Raw genomic sequence first — 18,130 nt, 5'->3', positions numbered from 1 at the left:
CCGATGTCACCGCGCTGCGGGCCGCGAGCCCAACGTCGAGGGCGAGGGTGCGATCGACCAGGCCGAACTGGTCCGGTGGGGGCTGCGGATGTCTCCGGACCGGGTCATCGTCGGCGAGATCCGCGGGGCCGAGGTCATCCCGATGTGCGGGCGCGGGGGTGCTGACCGGGGTCGTGACCGGCTGGATCGTCGGCGCTGTGCTGGCCGCTGCGGCGGCGTGGTTCCTTCCCCGGCTGGTCGGCCCGGACCGCACCCACCGGCGGCGGGTCGCCCGGATCGAAGCGATCGCGTCGTGGACGGAGATGCTGCGCGACGTGCTGTCCGCCGCGGCGGGGCTCGAGCAAGCCGTCCTCGCCACCGCCCCGCTCGCGCCCGCGGCTATCCGCGGCGAGGTCGCCACGCTGGCCGCGAGGCTGGAAAGCGGGCAGCGCCTCGCGCCCGCGCTCCGCGCCCTCGCGCGCGAGCTCGACGACCCCACCGCGGATCTGGTTCTCGCCGCGCTCGTGCTCGCGGCCGAGCGGCAGGCTCACCAGCTCGGCGACCTGCTCGGCTCGCTGGCCGCCACCGCCCGCGGTCAGGCCGCGATGCGGATGCGGGTGGAGACCGGGCGGGCCCGGACCCGCACGTCGGTGCGGGTCATCGTCGCCACCACGCTGGCCTTCGCCGCCGGGGTCGTGCTGTTCAACCGCGCCTACCTCGACGTCTACGACACCGCCACCGGCCAGGCCGTCCTGCTGCTCATCGGCGCCCTTTTCGCCGCCGGGTTCGCCTGGCTCGCCCGGATCGCCACCAGCGGGAGGCCGGCCGGGGTGCTGGCCCTCGACGCCCCGGACATGACCGCAGCGCCGGACGGAGACGCCGCGACGACCGGCGGAGGCGAGCGCTCGTGATCCCCGCTCTGCTGTTCGGAGCCGGTGCCGGTACCGGTCTGTGGCTGCTGCTGACCTGGGCCCTGCCGCCGGCGCCGGCGCTGAGCGACCAGCTCGCCCAGATCAGCTCGCGACCGCCCGACCCGCTGATCGTCCTCGCGGCGGACGCCGCCTGGGTGCGCCGCTGGGGCCGGGTGTTCGTGCCCGGCCTGCGGAAGATCGGCCTGCCCGGCGCGAAGATCGAGGCTGACCTGCGGGTCACCGGCCGCGGCGTCGACACCCACTTGGCCTCGAAAGGCGTGCTCACGGAGGCCGGGCTGCTGGTGCCGTGGCTGCTGCAAGCCGCGCTCGCCCTGGGCGGGCTGTCTCTCGGTGTCGACGTGCCGCTGCTGGCCGGGCTCGTGCTCGCCGCCCTCGGCTTCCTGACCCCGGACCTCGACGTCAGAGCCAAAGCCACACAGCGGCGGCGCGAATTCCGCGACGCGCTCTCGGCATTCCTGGACCTGGTGTGGATCACGCTCGCGGGCGGCGCTGGCGTCGAGGCTGCACTCGGCGACGCCGCGGCCGTCGGCACAGGGCCCGCGTTCGACAAGATCCGCCGCGCGCTGTACGCCGCGCAGCTGACCCGCACCACCCCGTGGACCACCCTGCGCCAGCTCGGCGAGGAACTCGACATCGCCGAGCTGTCCGAGCTCGCGACCTCGATTTCCCTGGCCGGGACCGAAGGCACCCGGGTGCGCGCCTCACTGGCGGCGAAGGCGCAGGCCTTGCGGACCCATCAGGTCGCCGAGGCCGAAACCGACGCGCAGGCCGCGACCGAACGCATGGCGCTGCCGGTGACGCTGCTGTTCCTCGGCTTCCTCGGATTCATCGCCTACCCCGCCGTGATCCAAGTCCTCAACGGACTCTAGCTCTCCCCTCGCCCCGTCACTAGCGAAAGGCATTGCACCGCAACGGAAAGAAGGCACCACCATGTTGTACTACGTTCGCACCCTCCGGGAGCTGACGCGTGCGCGGATCGCGCTGCTGCGCGCCGACCCGGAACGCGGGGAAATCACCACCACCGTGATCGTCACCGCCCTGATGGCCATCGCCGCGATCGCCATCATCGCGATCATCGTGGCGAAACTGACCGAGAAGGCGAACTCGATCAACCTCGGGCTCGGCTGACGATGCCCGCCCGCCCAGCCCGCACCCGCGCCGGAGCCGCTGTCGAGTGTGCACGGGGTGCGTTGCGGGGCGACCGGGGCGAGGCCACAGTCGAGCTGGTCGTCGCGACGCCGTTGCTGCTGCTGACGTTGCTGGCGATCATCCAGTTCGCCGTGTGGTCGCACGCCACCCACGTCGCCCAGGCCGCAGCATCCCAGGCCTTGGCCACTGCCCGTGCCCAGCACGGCACCGCCGCCGCGGGACGCGCCGCCGGGCAACGGCTGCTGGCCGACCTCGCCGCCGGGCCCCTGCGCGACCCAGGCCTCGCCGTGTCGCGCGGCGCGGACTCGGCGTCGGCGAGCGTCCGCGGCGAGGCCGCCGCGGTCCTGCCCGGCGTGCACCTGCCCGTGCACGCCGAAGCCGCCGGCCCGGTCGAGCGCTTCGTGCCCGACACCGCACCGTGAATTCCCTTGCCGCATCGGCGATCCCGGCATTTTGGCGAAAGGACACTTCGATGACGCACCACAATCCGTCCCCGGCGGCGACGCCGGTGCGCGCGGCGACCTTCGCCGACGGCCCGGACTCGATGCTGCTGAACCCGCACGTGCGTCCGTCGCGGTGGCGCGCCGAACGAGTCCGCGCGGCGCTGCATCCGCGAGTGGTGATCGGTGTGCTGGGCGGCATTGCCCTGGCGGTCGTCGCGGTGATCTCGGCGCTGGGTGCTGCCGTGGTCTGCGCCGCAGTCCTCACCGCAGGGATAGGCGCGATCATCGGCTGGGAGCGCGCCGCGGGGATGCTCGCCGAGCACGGCCACGCCGCGTCGGCCGCGTGCCGGATGGAACGCCGGCGGGGCGAGTTCTTCTTCCGCAGCCGCGATTTCACCGGCCTCGGCACCGCCGGCGCCGAGGTCCGGGTCTTGATCGCGGGCGTGGACGAGCTGCACCGCAGCCCGGCCCGAACCTGGATCGACCCCGGCATCCCGCACGAGGTGCACCGCATCGTGTGGCAGGCGCTGGAATTCCTCGACCGCACCCGCGCGGCCCGGAGCCTGGCCGACGACCTCACCGCCGACCCCGCGGCCGCCGGGCTGGGCGCAGCGGCGAGGTCGTCCGTCGCCGAGATCGACCGCGCCCTCGACGAGGTCGCCCGGCACGTGCACGGCTGTCTCGTGCTGACCAGGGCCTGGGAAACGAAACTCCGCCACGCCGAGCTGGCCGCGCGCACCGACGCCGTCCTCGCCGCGCTGCCCGGAAGCGACGTCGCCCGCTGCCTCCCGCAGGCCGCGGAAGCCTTGCCGCAGACCGTGTTCGCCTACATCACCGCCGCCCGCGACACCGTCGGTGCCGGGGAATTCCCGTGGGAGCAGCCGGCCTCGTCCTGGCCGCGCCCCGGTCGCGGCGGCGGGGCCGCGCGGTGACCCGGCCCGCGCCCGGTGCGTCGGCACGGGCACGGCGGTGGTGGGCCGCCGAACGCGGCTCGGTGACCGCCGAAGCCGTGCTGGTCACCCCGCTGCTGGTCATGCTGCTGGTGTTGCTGGCGGTGGTGGTGCACCGCGGCGTCGACGCCCGGCTGCGGCTGGACGACGCCGCGCACCAGGCCGCCCGGGCAGCCACCCTGCAACGCAGCCCGGCGGCGGCGACCGCCGCCGCCCGCGATACCGCCGGGGCCGCTCGGGCGCGGGCGGGGCTGGCGTGCCGGGGCGTCACCGTGACGATGTCGGGCACGCTCGCGCCCGCGTCGGCGGTGACCGTGCGGGTGCGCTGCACCGTGGACTTCGGCCAAGCGCTTCTGCTCGGCGTGCCCGGCGGGAAAACTCTGGAATCGACGGCCAGCGAAGTCGTCGACGCCTACCTGTCCTGGCACGAGCCCGGAGCCTCCCGATGAGCGGCTCAGCCGACGAGCGCCGGCTCGGCGACGCACGCGCGGACCTGGGCGCCGGTCAGCGTGCGGTGCTCGATCAGCGCCTCGGCGACACGGCCGATGTCCTGCCAGTGCGCGTCGATCAGGTTCTGCGCGGTGCCGGACCACAGGTCGGGGCCGCGGGAGTCGAGTCCGTAGGCGCGGCGGGCGTCGGCGATCACGGCCAGGTCGTCGTGCCCGCCGTGCAGGTAGGCGTCGAGCCGGACATCGTCGGCCGTCACGTCCTCGAGGGCGCGCTCGACGGCGCTGGTCGTGTCGAACACGTGCCGGGCCTGGGCCAGCGGGCCGGCGTGCGCGACGACCGCCAGCGCCGACAAATCTGCCCGGCGGGGCCGTACCGCGGTGAACCCCAGACGGCCGATCCCGCGCGGGCGCAGCGTGACGTAGCGCAGCGACCGGCCCTGCAGCAGGTAGACGACCGCGTGCCCGGCCTCGTGCCACGCCGTCGCGCGATCCTCCGCCGCCCCAGGCGGTTCCGGCTTCTCGAGAGCGGCCACGTCGTTCATTCTCCCCGCGCCGCCCGGCCGCGGCGCGGCGGCATGCCCGCGGCGGCGCGGCACCGCAGGCCGCGATGGCGGCCGGTTGAGTGGTGGCGGGCCGAGGAGGGCCGCGTCACCGCGTTCGTGCTCGCCCTGCTGCTTGGGCTGCTCGCCCTGACCGGCCTGAGCCTGGACGGCGGCCTCGCCCTGGCGAGCAAGGTCTGCGCCGGCGGACAGGCCGAGTCCGCCGCCCGCGCCGGTGCCCAAGCCCTCGACCTCGCCGCCTACCGCGCCACCGGCACAGTCCGGCTCGACCCGGGGCGGGCGCGGGAGCTGGCGCAGCGGTACCTGGCCGCCGCCGGCGCCACCGGCACGGTGCAGGTCGCCGGGGACACGGTGACCGTCGAGGTCACCGCCGCCTACCGCACCCAGCTGCTGTCGCTGGCCGGGATCGACGAAATCCGCACCCACGGGCGGGGCTCCGCCCACCCGCAGCGCGGGGTCACCGCCGTCGAGCCCTGACCCCACAGCCCTGCATGTCACGAAAGGGAGAACGCATGGTCGCCTTGGACGACGAGATCGACGACCGCCTGGAAGAAAAAGACTCCGCGCGCAGCGCCCGCCGCCGCAAGGCCGCGCGCACCGTCGGGGACCTGGCCCGCCGGCACGCCGACCTCGCCAGGAAACTCGCAGGCCTGGAAGGCGCGCTGGGCGAGGTCCTGACCGCGGCCGGCGACGTCATCGACGTGCCGGAACTGGCCGAGGTCACCGATGTCCCGGCCGCGGACCTCGCCCGCTGGCGCGACCAGGCCGCCAAACCCGCGCGCAGCAAACGACACCGCACCGGCGCGAGGACAAACTCCGGCGGCACAGGTTCGCGGGCGAGCACAACGCCGCGTGCCGCGCGACCCGCCTCGGCCGCACCGCCCGCACCGGATTCGGCCGCGCCGGACACTTACGGCAACGGCCTGGCAGCCGCGGCGGGCAGCTGATGCTGGCGCCGTCCGGGCGCACGGCGCTCGCGCGTGTGGCGCGGCTGCTGGGACGGGCGGCGCGCGGACTGCTCGCCGCCGGGCTGCTGGCCGCGCTCGCGGCCGGGGCGCCGTGCGCCCTGGTCTACGGGGTCGGCTGGCCGTTGCCGGACCATCTGCCGAGCCCTAGCGAGGTCGGCGCCGTGCTGATGGCACCGATGTCGAGCAGCGTCCTGCTCGACGCGCTGGCGTGCGGCGGGTGGCTGCTGTGGCTGGTGTTCGTCCTCGACGTCGCGGCCTGCGCCGCCGACGTCGCCCGCGGCGCGCGGCGTCCGCACCTGCGGGGCCGGGCGGGGCCGGTGCGGCGTGTCGCAGCCGTGCTCGTCGGCACCCTGCTGCTGGCCGTGCTGGGCCGCACCGCCACCGCCGCGCCGCTCGTCCCCGCCGCCGCGGCACGCACCGACGGCCCGGCGCCGGCAGCCGCGACCGTCCCCGCGTCGGCCGCAGCGCCTGCCGACGCGCACCGCCCGGCGTCGCCGCACGCGCCCGGGCCCGGGACCGAGCGGGTCCGGTCTCCGCATGACGGGGTGCACGATTCCCTGTGGCGGATCGCGCAGCGCTGCCTGGGCGGAGGGCGACCGGTGGCCGGAGATCTGGGCCCTCAACCACGGCAGCGCCCAACCCGGCGGACGGACGCTGACCGACCCGAACCGGATCCGCCCCGGCGACACCCTCCGCCTCCCCGCGATCAGCCCGCCGCCCGCCCCGCCGAAGCCGCCCCAGCCTCAGCCCGCGGCACCGCCGCCCGCGGCCGGACACCCGCCCCCAGCACCGGACACGGCCGCGCCGCCGCATGCGGACCCCGCCCCGCCTGCGCCGCCCGCGTCTCCGTCACCAGTCCGTCGCGGTGCGGGCGAACCGGCCGGGGGAGCGGTGACGTGGGGCGGCGACGAGGTGTTCGTCGGGCTCGGTGTGGCCGCGGCGGTCAGCGCCCTGCTCGTGCTCGCGCGACGGCGACGCCAGGCGCGCTACCGGCCCGGCAGCGGACGCCGCGACGACGACCCGCCGGTCGCACCGGCGGTGTACCAGCTGCGCCTGGCCCACCTGCACGCCCGCCACCACGACGAAGACGCCGACCTGGCCGCCGACACCGACCCCGCCGGTCAGACCGGCTCGCACGACCGCCGCTGCGCACCCGCCCCGACCCGACCCGCACCGCAGCCGGACCCGCTCGCGGGTGAGGGCTCGATGCGGGTGTTCACGCCTCGCGTTCGCCGTGTCATCGGCGCCGCTGCGGGCACCGGGCCCGCAACGCCGCCGTCCGTGCTCGACATCGCCCTCGACACCACCGTCGCCGGCACGAGCCGCGACACCCCGGCCGCGGACGAGGGCGCCCGGATCGCGCTCGACCTGGCCCGCGTGCACGGGCTCGGACTGGTCGGGCCCGGCGGCTACGCCGCGGCCCGCGCCCTGCTGCTGTCCGTGCTCACCGCCGCACCCGAGCACGGCCCGGCACCGACGGTGCTCGTGCCCGCCGCCGACCTGGGCCGCCTGCTCGGCGTCCCCGCGTCCGGCCAGGCCTTGCCGGACACCGTCACCGTCGCGGCCGACCTGCACGCCGCCCTCGACGCGCTCGACCCGCAGCAGGCCGCACCGCACGTGCCCGTCGTCCTCATTGCCTCCCCGCCCCGCGACCCGGACCGGCAAGCACGGCTGCAGCACCTGCTCGACAACCACGCCCAGCACGGTCTCGCCGCGCTGCTGCTGGGCCAATGGCGCGCCGGAATCACCGCCTACGTCACCGCCGCCGGGACCATCTCCGCGACCGACCCCGGCCCCGGCGAACCCCTGCGCGGCACCCGCGCCTTCACCCTGCCCGACACCGCGACCCGCGCCCTGCTCGACCTCCTCCACACCGCACACTCCCGCGACGACCGCACCGCCGACACGACCACGCACGATCCCCCGGACCGAGACAGCCCGGGCAGCCTGGAAATCACCGCAGGCACCGCCGCCCCGGAGATTTCCCTTACCAGGCAAGAGAAAACCTGCACCGCCCCGCGACCGCCGCGGGCGGACACCGGCCCGCCGACACCGGTGCCGCCGCTGGCGCTGACCGTGTTCGGCGCCCCGGCCTTGCACTGGCGGCCCGACCCGGCGCGGCCCGACGCCGAACCCCGCGACCTGTCCGGCGAACTGACAAACCGGCCCCTCGAACTGCTCGCCTTCCTCGCCGTGCACCCCGGCGGAACCTCCCGGGACGCGATCGTCGACGCCCTCTGGCCCGACCACCCGCCCCGCAACCCCGCCAGCGTCCTGCGCACCGTGCTCTCCCGCATCCGCCGCACCCCTCGACACCGCCACCCGCGGCGCTGCCGGCGACCTGGTGCTGGCCGAACACGGCCAGTACCGCCTCGACCCGGCCACCGTGGACGTCGACTTCTGGCGTTTCGCCTCCGCGGTCACCGCCCGCCGCGCCGCCGCCACCGCGCAACACCGCACCGACGCCTGCGAGGCGATCGTGACGCACTACGGCGGCACGCTGGCCGATGGCCTGGACAGCGAATGGCTCGCCGCCGCACGGGAAGCGACCCGCCGCGACGCCCTCGACGCCGTGGCCGCGCTCGCCCGCGCCCGCGTCGCCGACGACCCCGACTACACCCTCGACCTGCTCGAGACCGCCCGCGCGTTCGACCCGCACAACGAACTGGTCTACCGCGACATCATGCGCCTGCAACACCGACTCGGCAGGCACGACGCCATCTCCCGCACCCTGACCCTCCTGCGCACCCGCCTCGCCGAACTCGACACGACGCCCACGACCGACACCGTCGCCCTCGCCCAGCGGCTGCGCGAGCACGACACCGGGATCCCCCTCGACGGCACCGCCCGACCCGCGGCACCGTGAATGAACACGCCGACGATCCCCGAAGACGCCTCGCGAACACGGCACGCGAGGCACGGAAGAAACGACGCGAAGTCAATTTCGCAGAACAGCGAAATACCTCAATTTCTCGCAGATTCCGCGCCCGTGCCGATGCTAACGTCGACTGCGGAAGCACAAACTCCGAGGTCGAAGAAAAAGAATCCCGTGGGCGCGCACCCGTTCTCCGCGATACTTTCTCCGCTGTCCCGCGCCGTGCGCCGGACGCGACGTTCGAGCGCCGCGACGACAGCCGGGCTCCGCGTCGGCAACCGTCGAGCCCCGCTCGCATACGGCATGCCGGACGCGGCGCCCGCATGCGCCCGCAGGGATGCCGCACCCCGCGCTCGCCGAACGCATCGCAGCGGACCGCGGCTGCCGATCGCGGGGCCGCCGACCCGGCCGATCGGCCCCGTGTTCCGGCGCCCGCCTAAGCCGGATCCCTCTGTGCCAGCAGTTCTCGCAGGTCATGCTTGCTCCGGAGGGATCCGCCGGTATCCCAGACTCGCTTGGCCACAAGCGGGAAAGCACATCAGGCCCGGCGACGGCATCAGCCGCTTCGATCCTTGTCGTGACCGTGCTCGCCACCTCGCTCCGCTCGCCTTGGCGGCTGCTCGCCTGTCGTCTCGTTCCTCTGGAAAAACTGCTTCCCTCCGCGGTCTCGCCTGTGGCCGGCTCTGCCCGCCCCGGACCATTCCCACACGTCCTGACCAGGGAAAACAATTCCTGCGAATTCCGGTATTTGCGGCCGAAATTCGGAGAAAAATACGCACGAAAAACCCCGGAAAACTATTGCGCGGCGTCGCGGCGTCGCGGCGTCGAGTTACGTTTGTCGTGTCACCGGGAAAACCGGAAACCGCGACGGAATCACCGCCCCGAGAATCCCGAAACCAGCCGATCCGCGAATGCGGGCCGTTGTGCCCCGCGCCGACACCGCGCGAAAGGACCCGACGCCATGACCACGCCAGCCACCACCCCGGCCCCGGGCGGCACGCCCGCCGCCCCGGGCGCGGCCCCCCGGTTGCGCAACGGCGAACTCCGCCGACAGGTCGCCGAACAGCTAGCCCTCGACCCCGCCGCCGCGCTCACCTCCGGCGCCATCGCCGCCAAGCTGGGCGGGCGGTCGTCCGGCGCGGTCGGCAACGCGCTGGCGACGCTGGAAGCGCGTGGCGAAGCCGAAAGGGTCGGCACCAACCCGCTGACCTACCGCGCGACGAACACAACCGCCGACGCGGCCAAAACCGCCACGGTCAACCCACCCGCGACCAGCGCCGCTCCTACGCCGCCGAAACCCGCCGCGCCGCCCGCCCCCGCCCCCGCCCCGATGGTCACCGGACCGGTGCGCCGCCCGAACGGGCAGATGTACCACCCGCGCAAGCTTTCCGGGCTGTCGGACGTGACCGCGCTGCGGCGGTTGCGCGAGGCCGGCGTGTCCGCGCTCATGTACGGCCCGCCCGGCACCGGGAAAACCTCGGTGGTGGAGGCCGCGTTCGACGACCTCGTGACCATCCAGGGCGACAGCGACACCGTGACCGACGACTTCGTGGGGTCCTACGTCCAGACCCCGGACGGCCGCTACGAGTTCGCCTACGGGCCGCTGGTGACCGCGATGCGCGAGGGCCGCGCGCTGTTCATCGACGACGCCACCCTCATCCCGCCGACCGTGCTCGCGGTGGTGTACCCCGCGATGGACGGCCGCCGCCAGATCCTGATCAAAAGCCACAAAAACGAGGTGGTCGACGCCGTGGACGGGTTCTACGTCATCGGCGGGCACAACCCCGGGGTGCACGGCGCGGTGCTCACCGACGCGCTCTCGTCCCGGTTCTCCGTGCAGATCCACGTGTCCACCGACTACGACCTCGCCGCCCAGCTCAAGATCGACCCGAAAGCGGTGCGCGTAGCCCGGAACCTGGCCCAGCGGCAGGAAAAAGGCGAGATCGGGTGGGCGCCCCAGCTGCGCGAACTGATCGCGTTCAACCGGATCGCCGACGCGCTGGGCACCGCCGCCGCTGCCGGGAACCTGATCGGCGCCGCGCCCGACGAGGACCGGAGCGTGGTGGCCGAGGCCGTGCGCAACGTGTTCGGCGCGAACGTCACCCCGCTCGCGCTCGGACCCCAGTTCTAGCCGCGCACCCGCCGACCCCGCGACCGTCCGGAAAGGACAGACATCGTGACCGCACACGTAGCCGCGCCCGCCGCCGCGCCCACCGCCGTGTTTCCCGCCGCCCCCGGTTGGCTGGCCCTGTCCGCCGCGTTCGGCGACGAGGTCCCCGCGATCGCCGACCGCGACGACCTCGTGGTGACCGTCGCCCCCGGAGCGGGGCACGGCGCCCCGGCCTGTTTCTTCCCCGACCTCGCCACCATCGAAGTCGACGGGACCCACCTGGACAAAGGGGTCGACCCCGCCACCGTCGCACCGCACCGGGTCGGCGACCGCCGCCGCTACCGCACCGCGTGGGGGCTGCTCACCCACGAATGCGGCCACGCGAAGCATTCCGCGTGGCGCGCGCCTGAGGGCGCGCCCCCGGGCGCGGTCGCGGCGGCCGACCTGCTGCAAGAGACCCGCATGGAAGCGGCACAGGTGCGCCGCCGCCCGGTCGACCGGTACTGGCTGCGCGCCAGCGCCGTCAACCTGATCCTCGCCGACACCCGCGCGAACGACCCCGCCGCCGCGCCCCGGATGACCGCGCAGGACGCCGCCCGCAGTGCCGCGCTGCTGCTGGCGCGCGTGGACGCGGGCATCCTCACCAGCCGCGAAGTCGCCCGGGTCTCCCGCGTCGTGCGCGACGTCCTCGGCGACGGCACCCTCGAGACGCTTCGCGACATCTGGCGCGCCGCGCACGCCGCCGCCGACAGCATGCGCATGATCGAACTCGGGCGCCGCTGGTGCGAAACAGTCGGTGCCGACCCCGACCAGTCGGCCGGCGCCCCCGACGCCGACCCCACGGCGAACGGCAACGGCAACGGGGCGCCGTCACCGCTCGCGACCGCGATCACCGGCGCCGCCGCCGCGATCGCCCGCGCGGTCGCCGCCGAGCCCGCCCCCACTGACCCCGTCACCCAAGCCATGGGGGCGCGCGCCGCCGACGAGAAGGCACGCCGACAGGCACAGGACACCGCGAACACGGTCTTCGGCGGCGCTGGAACCGAATACGACCCGGCCGCCCGCCACATCCGGGGCACCCGGGTGCCGAGCACGGCCGAACAGACCGCCGCGCGGCACCTCGCCCGCGCGCTGACCACGGCCGGACACCGCGAGCGCACTGCCGCGAAAACCCGCTCGACCGTGCCCCCGGGACGGCTGCGGATGCGAGGCGCGATGACCGCCGACGCGCAACGCGCGGCGGGCGCGATCCCCACCGCCGAACCGTTCACCCGCACCACCCGCGCCGCCGTGCCCGCCCCTCCGCTGCGGCTCGGCATCATCTGCGACGTCACCGGATCCATGCGGCCCTTCACCGGCCCCGCCGCCTCGGCGGCTTGGATCCTCGCCCGCGCCGCCCGCTACACCGCCTCGCCCGCCACCACCGCCACTGTGACCTTTGGCTCGGGCAGCGTCACCCCAATCACCCGCCCCAGAGCGAGCCCGGCGAAAGTGACCGAATTCGACACCGGGTTCGGCCGTCACATCATCGACACCGCGATCAGCGCTCTCGACGGCGCCCTGGATCTGTCCCACCCCACCGCCGCGCGCCTGCTGGTGATCATCTCCGACGGCAACTTCGAAACCGAATACCGGGCGGAAGGCCAGAAGATGCTCGACCGGTTGCGCGGCAGCGGTTGCGCGGTGCTGTGGCTCGCCCCCGACCAACCTCACACCGAACCGATGAACGGCGCCACCGTGTATACGCTCACCGACCCGACCGCGACCGCCCGCGCGATCGGGCAGGCCGCCACCGCCGCCCTGCGCGCGACCCGCTGAACCGCGAACCCGGGGGCAGACAGTCCTGCCCCCGGGTTCGCGGGCCGCCCGAATTTCCGGACCAGAGAAGGGAAACCCCGCCATGACCACGACGACGGAACCCGCGCACGGCGTGCCGCCGCGCCTCACGAAGCACGACCGGGTGGCCCTCGGCGCGATCCGCATCGCCGCCGCGCTGCCGGGACGCTGGACGGTCGGCCGTGGCCGCACCAGTGACCAGGTCGCCGATCTTTTGTGCCTGGACACGGGGTTCCGCATCGGCTTGGTGCCCTGGGATCGGCGCGCGTGGGGGTATCACCTGGTGCCGGGCCCGGTCCCGCCACGGCTTCGGGAGGTGTTCATGTGGCCGTGGCCGCACGGACCCGGCGAGGACGACTATCCCGGCTTCGCCGTCCGTACCCCGGCCGCCGAGGTCGCCGCCTACATCCACGACGTCTTCGTCCCGGCGTACCGACAGGCGCTCGCGCGCGCCGAAACCGACCGGCCTGTCCGCGACCAGGCGCACGCTCGCGGACAGGCCGCCCGCGACAGGGTCGCGACCCAGCTGCTCGACGAGATCACGTCGGTGTGCCGCAGCGAGAAGCCTCGCCGGGTCAAGCCCGTCGCGGTCCGCTACTGGCGCCACAGCGACCTCATAGAGATCCAGCTGACTCTGCCGGTCGACGACGCGATCGCCCGCGCACCCGCCCTCGCCCGCGCCCTCGGCGCACCGGTCGACGACACCGCGCCACCCGCCACCGCCGCTGAGCGACCAAACCAGAACGACCGCAACGGAAAGGGGCACGCATGACCGCGCACGCAGAGCTTGTCGTCAACCATCACGGCGAGACGATCGCGGTACTGCACTGGCACGACAATCTCGACGGCACCGAGTACGCGCAGATCGACGACGGCAGGATCATCCGCCACCGCCACCGCGACGGCACCGTCACCGCCAAGTGCCAGGACCACGCCGGAACCGTGCGGCGCTACCCGATGCCGGACACGGCAACCGCGTTCTACGCCCTCGGCCTGTCCGCGCACCGGTGCAACGGCATCGACGGGTGGAGAGAACTCGGCACCCTGCCCGGAATCGCCGGGTGCGACTGAAAAAGGACCGCAAGAAGTTTCTCTTCCGATTCCCGGAACGGACACCACAGGAGCCTGATCATGGCGACGACCGCGACACCCGATCCGTCCCTCCCCGCCGCGCCGGACACCGCACCGCGCCTCGGCACGGACACCCTCGCCGGACGCGCCGCCGATGCGCTCGCCCGGGCTCGCCGCCAGGATCCCGCGTTCGACCAGCGTCCCGGCGACGTCCGGCGCGCCGCCGCCCGCCGCGCGTTGGCGCGCGAGATGACCGACGTGTTCGGCGTCGCGCGCGAGGCGGTGACCGTCACCGACGACCCCGACCGCGAACACGGCGGCTGGCGCTGGTTTCGGGTGACCGTCGGCGACGACGGCGCCGAGTACCGGTTCACGTCGTTCGACGGCATCGTGGACGACCTATGCGTCCTCGCGCCGTGCCCGGACTGCGGCGGCGAGATCCCGCGGGCTGCGGCCGCCGACCTCGCCGGGCCTCGGCCGATACCTCGACTCGCAGGCCGGCGGCCGCTGCGCACCCCTGCCTCCGGGGTCCGAACACGACATCGGCCACCGGGACGAATGCCCGGTCCAGGCGGATCCCTGAACGCCCGGAATCCGCACCCCCGCCACGGAAAGGAGCGCAGATGTCCACCCGCACCGACTTCTACGTCGGCACCGGAACGGCAGCGAGCTGGATCGGGTCCCTGCAGTTCGGCTGCCACCCCGACAACCTCCTCAAACACCCAGACGGCCACGCCGCCCTGACCGCACGGCGGGCCTCGGCCTACCGCGCGGCGGTGCGCGTACTGCTGACGATGTGGCCCGTCGACGGGCTCGGCGCCGCGTTCGAGCCGCGCAACGGGTGGCCGTGGCACTGGGAGACCAGCCACCGCAACGACTGGATCATCAGCTACCACGACGACGCCGTGCACCTGACTGCGGGCGGCGGCGACCGATGGCACCGCCTCGACCCCGACGACCCGCGCCCGCCGCTGACGTGCGGGCCGCCGGATTTCGCGCGGTGGCTGCGCGACCCCGGCGGAGAGCCAGCGGTCCGGCTCCCGGCGTATCGCGCGCCCGGCTCCCGAACCGAGGACTGGGGGAGCTTGCTAGGGCGGCTCCCGTGACCCGACCACAGGACAGTCCCGAAAGGACAGACCGATCATGACCGCCTGCACGCCGATTCCCCGTGACCTGTACCGCCGCGCCGAGGCGGACGCGGGCGAGATCCGGCTCGCCCTGACCGGGCGACTGAAGTCCCGCCGACCGGTCGAGGTGCTCGACCCGGACTGGGAACTGCATCCGCGCACCGGTCGCGCCTCGACGGTCGCGGTCGTCTCCGCGCTGTGCTGCGGCGAGCACGACGTGCCCGAGCACGCGTGGCCCGAGGTGCTGCGACTGTACTGCCCGACCGCGTGGCGGATGCCCGCCGAGGCGGGGATCTCGTTCGAACAGTGGAATACCGGCCGCTGCGAGACCGTGCTCTCCAGTCGGATCGGGGCGACCGCGAACGCCGAACTCGGCGGCTACGCCGTGTTCGCGGCGATGGACGTGCCCGTCGTCGCCGAGGTCGTCGCCGTCCTGGGCGCCATTCCGACCTTCACCTGACCCGTTCCGTCGCCGCTGCTCCGCGGAAAGGGGGCGAAAAACCCAATGCACGACAAGAAGAAACGGCTCGTGTGGGCCGCGCTCGCGGCGCTGTTGCCGGGACCGTGGACCCCGGTGATCATGCTGGCCTACATCCTCGGCCGTGCCGCCGAAAGGGGCCAGGACACCGCGCGCCACACCGAGGCGCCGTCGTGCCCGCCGCCCGACCCTTACGCCTGCGGTCCGGCGTCGCACGGCCGGAACCGTTGCGCACCAGCACGATAAGGAAGCCCGTCTCATGTCGAGCCCAGCCGCCGAAAACACCGTGCAGGCTCTCTCGGTCCTGCCCTCTGCGGCTGGACCGACCCCTCCGGCGGCCCTCCGCGCTTCGGCGTGCGCGTGCTCATCGCCGACGACGACCGCCACACCACCCACCCGGAGCTGGCCGACCGCCGCGCCCGCGCGGTGCTCACCGCCTGCTGACCCAGCTCCAAGCCGCACAACCACAGGGAGGAACACCATGCCGCCGAACACGACCCCCGCCGCCGAGGCCCTCTTCGCCCGCGCCCGTGCGATGTATCCGACGCTGGGCAGCACCGGCGCCGAGCCGGGCGAGTACAAGCGCTGCTTCGACTGGGCGGACATGCACCTGCGCATCGCCGAGGCCATGACCGGCGGAGCGCACGTGGTCGCCGCCCACCACCCTCTCCTCGCCCAGGCGGACGTGCGCGTGGCCGAGGACTGCCTCAGCCACGAGACCTGCCGGTGGACCGAGTTCCTCCACAACGGCCCCGGCAAGCACGGGAGGACGGCATGACCGCGCACGCAACCGACACCGAGGGCACGTCGCCGGAGCCGCTCTGCCCGGACTGCGAGGTCGCGCTCGGCCAGTACCACCTGGAGGGCTGCGACCTGGCGCGCTGCCTGGCCAACGGACGCCAGCGTCTCGCCCACGACCCCTCGTGCGGCTGCCCTCAGGACGTGTGGACCGGGCGGTGGCCCGGGGAGGCGGAGTGCGAAGAATTCGGCTGGATGATCGGCCCCGGGCTGCACGACATCCTCCGCCTGTACGCCACGGCCGAGTGGGACCCGGACACGCTCCGCTGGACGCTGCCGCCCGGGCGCCACGACACCACGACCGTCGAAGGAGAACAGCCCATGACCACGCTCCCCGCCGCCTCGGACTCGCCCGCGGGGACCGGCCTCGCCGCCGGCGAGTGCTGGATCGAATTCGTGCCCGCCGCCCGCGCCGCCGAACCGCACCAGGCCAGCTTCCCCGCCGCCGTCGAATCCCGCCGCCACCACGGCCCGTGGGTGCGGCCCCGGCTGCGCCGCGAGGTCGCCGAGGAAGTGTGCCAGTGGCTCAACATGGTCTACCCGATCGATCCGGACTGGTATCCGCTGGCCCGCTTCGAAGACGACCAGCTGGTCGTCTTCACAGGGCAGGGCGCCCGCCGACGCCACGAGATCGCCGTCGGCGAGGACGGCCGCTACCCGCTCGGCGAACTCGGCCGCTGGTTCCTGTCCGCCCCCACCTGGACCCTCGTTGGCTTCCACCGGCAGCTCGAACTGCTGCGCGACGCCGAGCGGCGCCGCCCGCGCCCCGGCGAAACCCTGGTCACCTGCGATCCCGCCCGCACGTCGGCGAGCGGGTTTCCCGCCCGGCTCGACGCCGCGCCCGGACAGGCACGGGTCCCGGTGTTCCGGCCCGAGATCGCCGAGGCTGTCGCGGCGTGGTGCACGACCAGCCACTTCACAGACCCCGACCGCCACCCCCTGGCGTACTTCGACGGCGGCACACTGGTCCACGTCCATCAGCACCAGCGGGCATACGACGGCTACCTGCCGTGGCGCATCGACCCCGATCCGGACGGGAACTACCGGATCGACTGCGACCAGTGGACCTTTCAGACAGCGCCCGCGAAATCCGAGGGAACGGTGCGTTCGGGCGCGGCGACACCGGAGCGCGGGCGACTGTCGGGAAGCAGGTCATGATCGCGCCCCGGTCGACCGACGAGCGGGGCGCCGTCAACAGGCGGACGGCGAACTGGCCGCCGCGTCGGCTCGCACGGGACACACAGGTTGCCTGAACCGGCTGCCCGTGTGGCGAAGACCCCGAGCGGCCGATCAACTTGTCCGGACCGCCCGGGCCCGAGACGGGAGCTGACGAGGTCGACCGCGACCAGCAACCGGCCGTACCGATTTGGTGTTCTGCGGCGAGCGCGCCGCGACAGCGCACACCGAGCTGGCCGAAGGCGTGGCCGGAGGCGCCATCGAGGACCCGACCGAGACCGACCTGACCGAAGACCAAAGATTACTCGCTGTGGGCTAGTACGCACGGGGCCAGCGCGTGGTGCTGGTGCGCATCAACGACGAGCACACTGGTTGTGACAGCGTGAACTGACCGCAGATGTTTGTCCGTGCTGACCGCCGGTCGGAATGCGTTTGGGGCTTGAACGGGTATTCGTGAGAATTGACCGCAGTGCCGGGCATCCTGGTCTAGTCATCTCATTCTCCGCGGTCTGCCCGAAGTCGGCCTCGGCTTGCAGCCCGGACCGACGCGACTGCGGGATGAACGCCGCCGCGCCGCGCCCTGCATCGGCCCGGATCCGCGGAGCCCGGGGTCCTCGACGTCGGCGCGCCGCCTGGTACGTAACGTCGGGCATGCTGTGCTCGTCGGTCGGCCGGGCGAGGGTGTCGGGTCGTGTGCTGCTGCTTGCGCGGCGAATCCGGCCGCCGCGCAGGAATTCGCCGATCGCCAGCTTGACCGGGTCGAGCTTCGACGGCTGCCGCGGAGGTTCCTTCCCTCATCTCCGGCCCTTGGTGAAGATCGTGTCCTCGCCTATCGTCCGACGCCCGATGTGGTGCCCGCGTTTTACCGCCCGCCCCGACGTCCCCGATCGGGCGGTCCGGAGGATTGCGGGGTCAAGCTGCACTGGAGTGTTTTCGTGCTCCCTCGCCGCCGCATACACATCTGCCCACTTCAAGCCGCAACTGCGGTCAAAACTCACGGATGCAGACTTCGTCGCCGCGCTCAGGGCGGTATCTGCGAGCAGGCGGTGCGGCTATCGGGGGTACGGGCAGTCCGCGTTGCACGAGGGCTTGGCGGCGCTCGCGGCTCAGTTTCCCGTTTCTTGGCTGCCTGGTATTGCTTGTGGACCCAGTCGCCGAGGGGCAGGTCGTCGGGCGGGGGTGTGCGGTAGAGGCTGGGGATGGGGCCGTCGCCGACGGTGGCGCGGTAG

General features: G+C 73.7%; 20 protein-coding genes. 17 read left to right on the top strand and 3 right to left on the bottom strand.

Translation table 11 applies throughout. The features are described from left to right. The first annotated feature begins 886 nt into the window (after positions 1-886). The 5 genes from ABD156_RS04605 (at position 887) to ABD156_RS04585 (ending at position 3,902) form a co-directional block, all read left to right on the top strand. Entirely contained in the window at positions 887-1,780 is an 894-nt protein-coding gene (locus tag ABD156_RS04605; RefSeq protein ID WP_344268460.1) for a type II secretion system F family protein, read from the top strand. A 61-nt stretch (positions 1,781-1,841) separates the two neighbouring features. Further along, positions 1,842-2,039, top strand: coding sequence for a hypothetical protein (locus tag ABD156_RS04600; RefSeq protein WP_344266945.1), 198 nt, complete (start codon positions 1,842-1,844; stop codon positions 2,037-2,039). Between the two features lie 2 nt (positions 2,040-2,041). After that, positions 2,042-2,482: a TadE/TadG family type IV pilus assembly protein gene (locus ABD156_RS04595; protein ID WP_377928114.1), complete on the top strand. Its 441-nt coding sequence runs from the start codon at positions 2,042-2,044 to the stop codon at positions 2,480-2,482. A 50-nt stretch (positions 2,483-2,532) separates the two neighbouring features. Next, on the top strand, positions 2,533-3,435 hold the full coding sequence (locus ABD156_RS04590; RefSeq protein ID WP_344266939.1) for a hypothetical protein: 903 nt from the start codon (positions 2,533-2,535) through the stop codon (positions 3,433-3,435). Further along, a complete protein-coding gene (locus ABD156_RS04585; RefSeq protein ID WP_344266936.1) occupies positions 3,432-3,902 on the top strand; it encodes a TadE/TadG family type IV pilus assembly protein in 471 nt (156 codons plus the stop codon). Before ABD156_RS04590 ends, ABD156_RS04585 begins: the two co-directional genes overlap by 4 nt. A 5-nt stretch (positions 3,903-3,907) precedes the next feature. Here ABD156_RS04585 and ABD156_RS04580 read toward each other — a convergent pair whose 3' ends face one another. Further along, positions 3,908-4,435: a M41 family metallopeptidase gene (locus ABD156_RS04580; protein WP_344266933.1), complete on the bottom strand. Its 528-nt coding sequence runs from the start codon at positions 4,433-4,435 to the stop codon at positions 3,908-3,910. A 42-nt stretch (positions 4,436-4,477) separates the two neighbouring features. On the opposite strand from ABD156_RS04580, the gene ABD156_RS04575 reads away from it, so the two are divergent. After that, a complete protein-coding gene (locus ABD156_RS04575) occupies positions 4,478-4,939 on the top strand; it encodes a hypothetical protein (protein ID WP_344266930.1) in 462 nt (153 codons plus the stop codon). Positions 4,940-4,974: 35 nt separating this feature from the next. Then, positions 4,975-5,409: a hypothetical protein gene (locus ABD156_RS04570; protein WP_344266927.1), complete on the top strand. Its 435-nt coding sequence runs from the start codon at positions 4,975-4,977 to the stop codon at positions 5,407-5,409. On the opposite strand, the gene ABD156_RS04565 is transcribed toward ABD156_RS04570, so the two are convergent. Continuing rightward, positions 5,373-5,969: a hypothetical protein gene (locus ABD156_RS04565; protein ID WP_344266924.1), complete on the bottom strand. Its 597-nt coding sequence runs from the start codon at positions 5,967-5,969 to the stop codon at positions 5,373-5,375. The two genes, ABD156_RS04570 and ABD156_RS04565, sit on opposite strands and share 37 nt — an antisense overlap. A 310-nt stretch (positions 5,970-6,279) precedes the next feature. Beyond that, positions 6,280-7,347, bottom strand: a complete 1,068-nt coding sequence (locus ABD156_RS04560) for a hypothetical protein (protein ID WP_344266921.1) — start codon at positions 7,345-7,347, stop codon at positions 6,280-6,282. 427 nt (positions 7,348-7,774) lie between these two features. Between ABD156_RS04560 and ABD156_RS04555 the strand changes: the two genes are divergently transcribed. The 10 genes from ABD156_RS04555 (at position 7,775) to ABD156_RS04510 (ending at position 16,883) form a co-directional block, all read left to right on the top strand. Next, a complete protein-coding gene (locus ABD156_RS04555; RefSeq protein ID WP_344266918.1) occupies positions 7,775-8,296 on the top strand; it encodes a BTAD domain-containing putative transcriptional regulator in 522 nt (173 codons plus the stop codon). A 970-nt stretch (positions 8,297-9,266) separates the two neighbouring features. After that, positions 9,267-10,436: an AAA family ATPase gene (locus ABD156_RS04550; RefSeq protein WP_344266915.1), complete on the top strand. Its 1,170-nt coding sequence runs from the start codon at positions 9,267-9,269 to the stop codon at positions 10,434-10,436. Between the two features lie 45 nt (positions 10,437-10,481). Then, the gene (locus ABD156_RS04545; RefSeq protein WP_344266912.1) at positions 10,482-12,233 is read left to right on the top strand and encodes a VWA domain-containing protein; all 1,752 of its coding nucleotides are present in this window, start codon (positions 10,482-10,484) and stop codon (positions 12,231-12,233) included. An 82-nt stretch (positions 12,234-12,315) separates the two neighbouring features. Next, complete coding sequence (locus ABD156_RS04540; protein ID WP_344266909.1) at positions 12,316-13,023, top strand: hypothetical protein; 708 nt, start codon at positions 12,316-12,318, stop codon at positions 13,021-13,023. Further along, positions 13,020-13,322, top strand: coding sequence for a hypothetical protein (locus ABD156_RS04535; protein WP_344266906.1), 303 nt, complete (start codon positions 13,020-13,022; stop codon positions 13,320-13,322). The genes ABD156_RS04540 and ABD156_RS04535 overlap by 4 nt, the downstream gene beginning before the upstream one ends. Before the next feature lie 623 nt (positions 13,323-13,945). Then, on the top strand, positions 13,946-14,428 hold the full coding sequence (locus ABD156_RS04530; RefSeq protein ID WP_344266903.1) for a hypothetical protein: 483 nt from the start codon (positions 13,946-13,948) through the stop codon (positions 14,426-14,428). 37 nt (positions 14,429-14,465) lie between these two features. Further along, on the top strand, positions 14,466-14,909 hold the full coding sequence (locus tag ABD156_RS04525; protein WP_344266900.1) for a hypothetical protein: 444 nt from the start codon (positions 14,466-14,468) through the stop codon (positions 14,907-14,909). 45 nt (positions 14,910-14,954) lie between these two features. Further along, positions 14,955-15,173, top strand: a complete 219-nt coding sequence (locus ABD156_RS04520) for a hypothetical protein (RefSeq protein WP_344266897.1) — start codon at positions 14,955-14,957, stop codon at positions 15,171-15,173. 235 nt (positions 15,174-15,408) lie between these two features. Then, positions 15,409-15,705, top strand: coding sequence for a hypothetical protein (locus ABD156_RS04515; RefSeq protein ID WP_344266895.1), 297 nt, complete (start codon positions 15,409-15,411; stop codon positions 15,703-15,705). Beyond that, positions 15,702-16,883: a hypothetical protein gene (locus ABD156_RS04510; protein ID WP_344266892.1), complete on the top strand. Its 1,182-nt coding sequence runs from the start codon at positions 15,702-15,704 to the stop codon at positions 16,881-16,883. The genes ABD156_RS04515 and ABD156_RS04510 overlap by 4 nt, the downstream gene beginning before the upstream one ends. Positions 16,884-18,130: the final 1,247 nt, after the last annotated feature.

It is taken from the genome of Amycolatopsis albidoflavus, assembly GCF_039525725.1.
Taxonomy (GTDB): Bacteria; Actinomycetota; Actinomycetes; order Mycobacteriales; family Pseudonocardiaceae; genus Amycolatopsis; species Amycolatopsis albidoflava.
The sequence above is the reverse complement of the archived record's forward strand: the minus strand, read 5'-3'. Positions and strand labels throughout refer to the sequence as shown.

Excerpts from the sequence above, each read along its gene's own strand:
- ABD156_RS04515 (WP_344266895.1), top strand. The coding sequence starts at position 15,409 with ATGCCGCCGAACACGACCCCCGCCGCCGAGGCCCTCTTCGCCCGCGCC.
- ABD156_RS04600 (WP_344266945.1), top strand. The coding sequence starts at position 1,842 with ATGTTGTACTACGTTCGCACCCTCCGGGAGCTGACGCGTGCGCGGATC.
- ABD156_RS04550 (WP_344266915.1), top strand. The coding sequence starts at position 9,267 with ATGACCACGCCAGCCACCACCCCGGCCCCGGGCGGCACGCCCGCCGCC.
- ABD156_RS04525 (WP_344266900.1), top strand. The coding sequence starts at position 14,466 with ATGACCGCCTGCACGCCGATTCCCCGTGACCTGTACCGCCGCGCCGAG.
- ABD156_RS04535 (WP_344266906.1), top strand. The coding sequence starts at position 13,020 with ATGACCGCGCACGCAGAGCTTGTCGTCAACCATCACGGCGAGACGATC.
- ABD156_RS04565 (WP_344266924.1), bottom strand. The coding sequence starts at position 5,969 with ATGCGGAGACCGGACCCGCTCGGTCCCGGGCCCGGGCGCGTGCGGCGA.
- ABD156_RS04595 (WP_377928114.1), top strand. The coding sequence starts at position 2,042 with ATGCCCGCCCGCCCAGCCCGCACCCGCGCCGGAGCCGCTGTCGAGTGT.
- ABD156_RS04540 (WP_344266909.1), top strand. The coding sequence starts at position 12,316 with ATGACCACGACGACGGAACCCGCGCACGGCGTGCCGCCGCGCCTCACG.
- ABD156_RS04570 (WP_344266927.1), top strand. The coding sequence starts at position 4,975 with ATGGTCGCCTTGGACGACGAGATCGACGACCGCCTGGAAGAAAAAGAC.
- ABD156_RS04520 (WP_344266897.1), top strand. The coding sequence starts at position 14,955 with ATGCACGACAAGAAGAAACGGCTCGTGTGGGCCGCGCTCGCGGCGCTG.
- ABD156_RS04530 (WP_344266903.1), top strand. The coding sequence starts at position 13,946 with ATGTCCACCCGCACCGACTTCTACGTCGGCACCGGAACGGCAGCGAGC.
- ABD156_RS04510 (WP_344266892.1), top strand. The coding sequence starts at position 15,702 with ATGACCGCGCACGCAACCGACACCGAGGGCACGTCGCCGGAGCCGCTC.
- ABD156_RS04590 (WP_344266939.1), top strand. The coding sequence starts at position 2,533 with ATGACGCACCACAATCCGTCCCCGGCGGCGACGCCGGTGCGCGCGGCG.
- ABD156_RS04575 (WP_344266930.1), top strand. The coding sequence starts at position 4,478 with ATGCCCGCGGCGGCGCGGCACCGCAGGCCGCGATGGCGGCCGGTTGAG.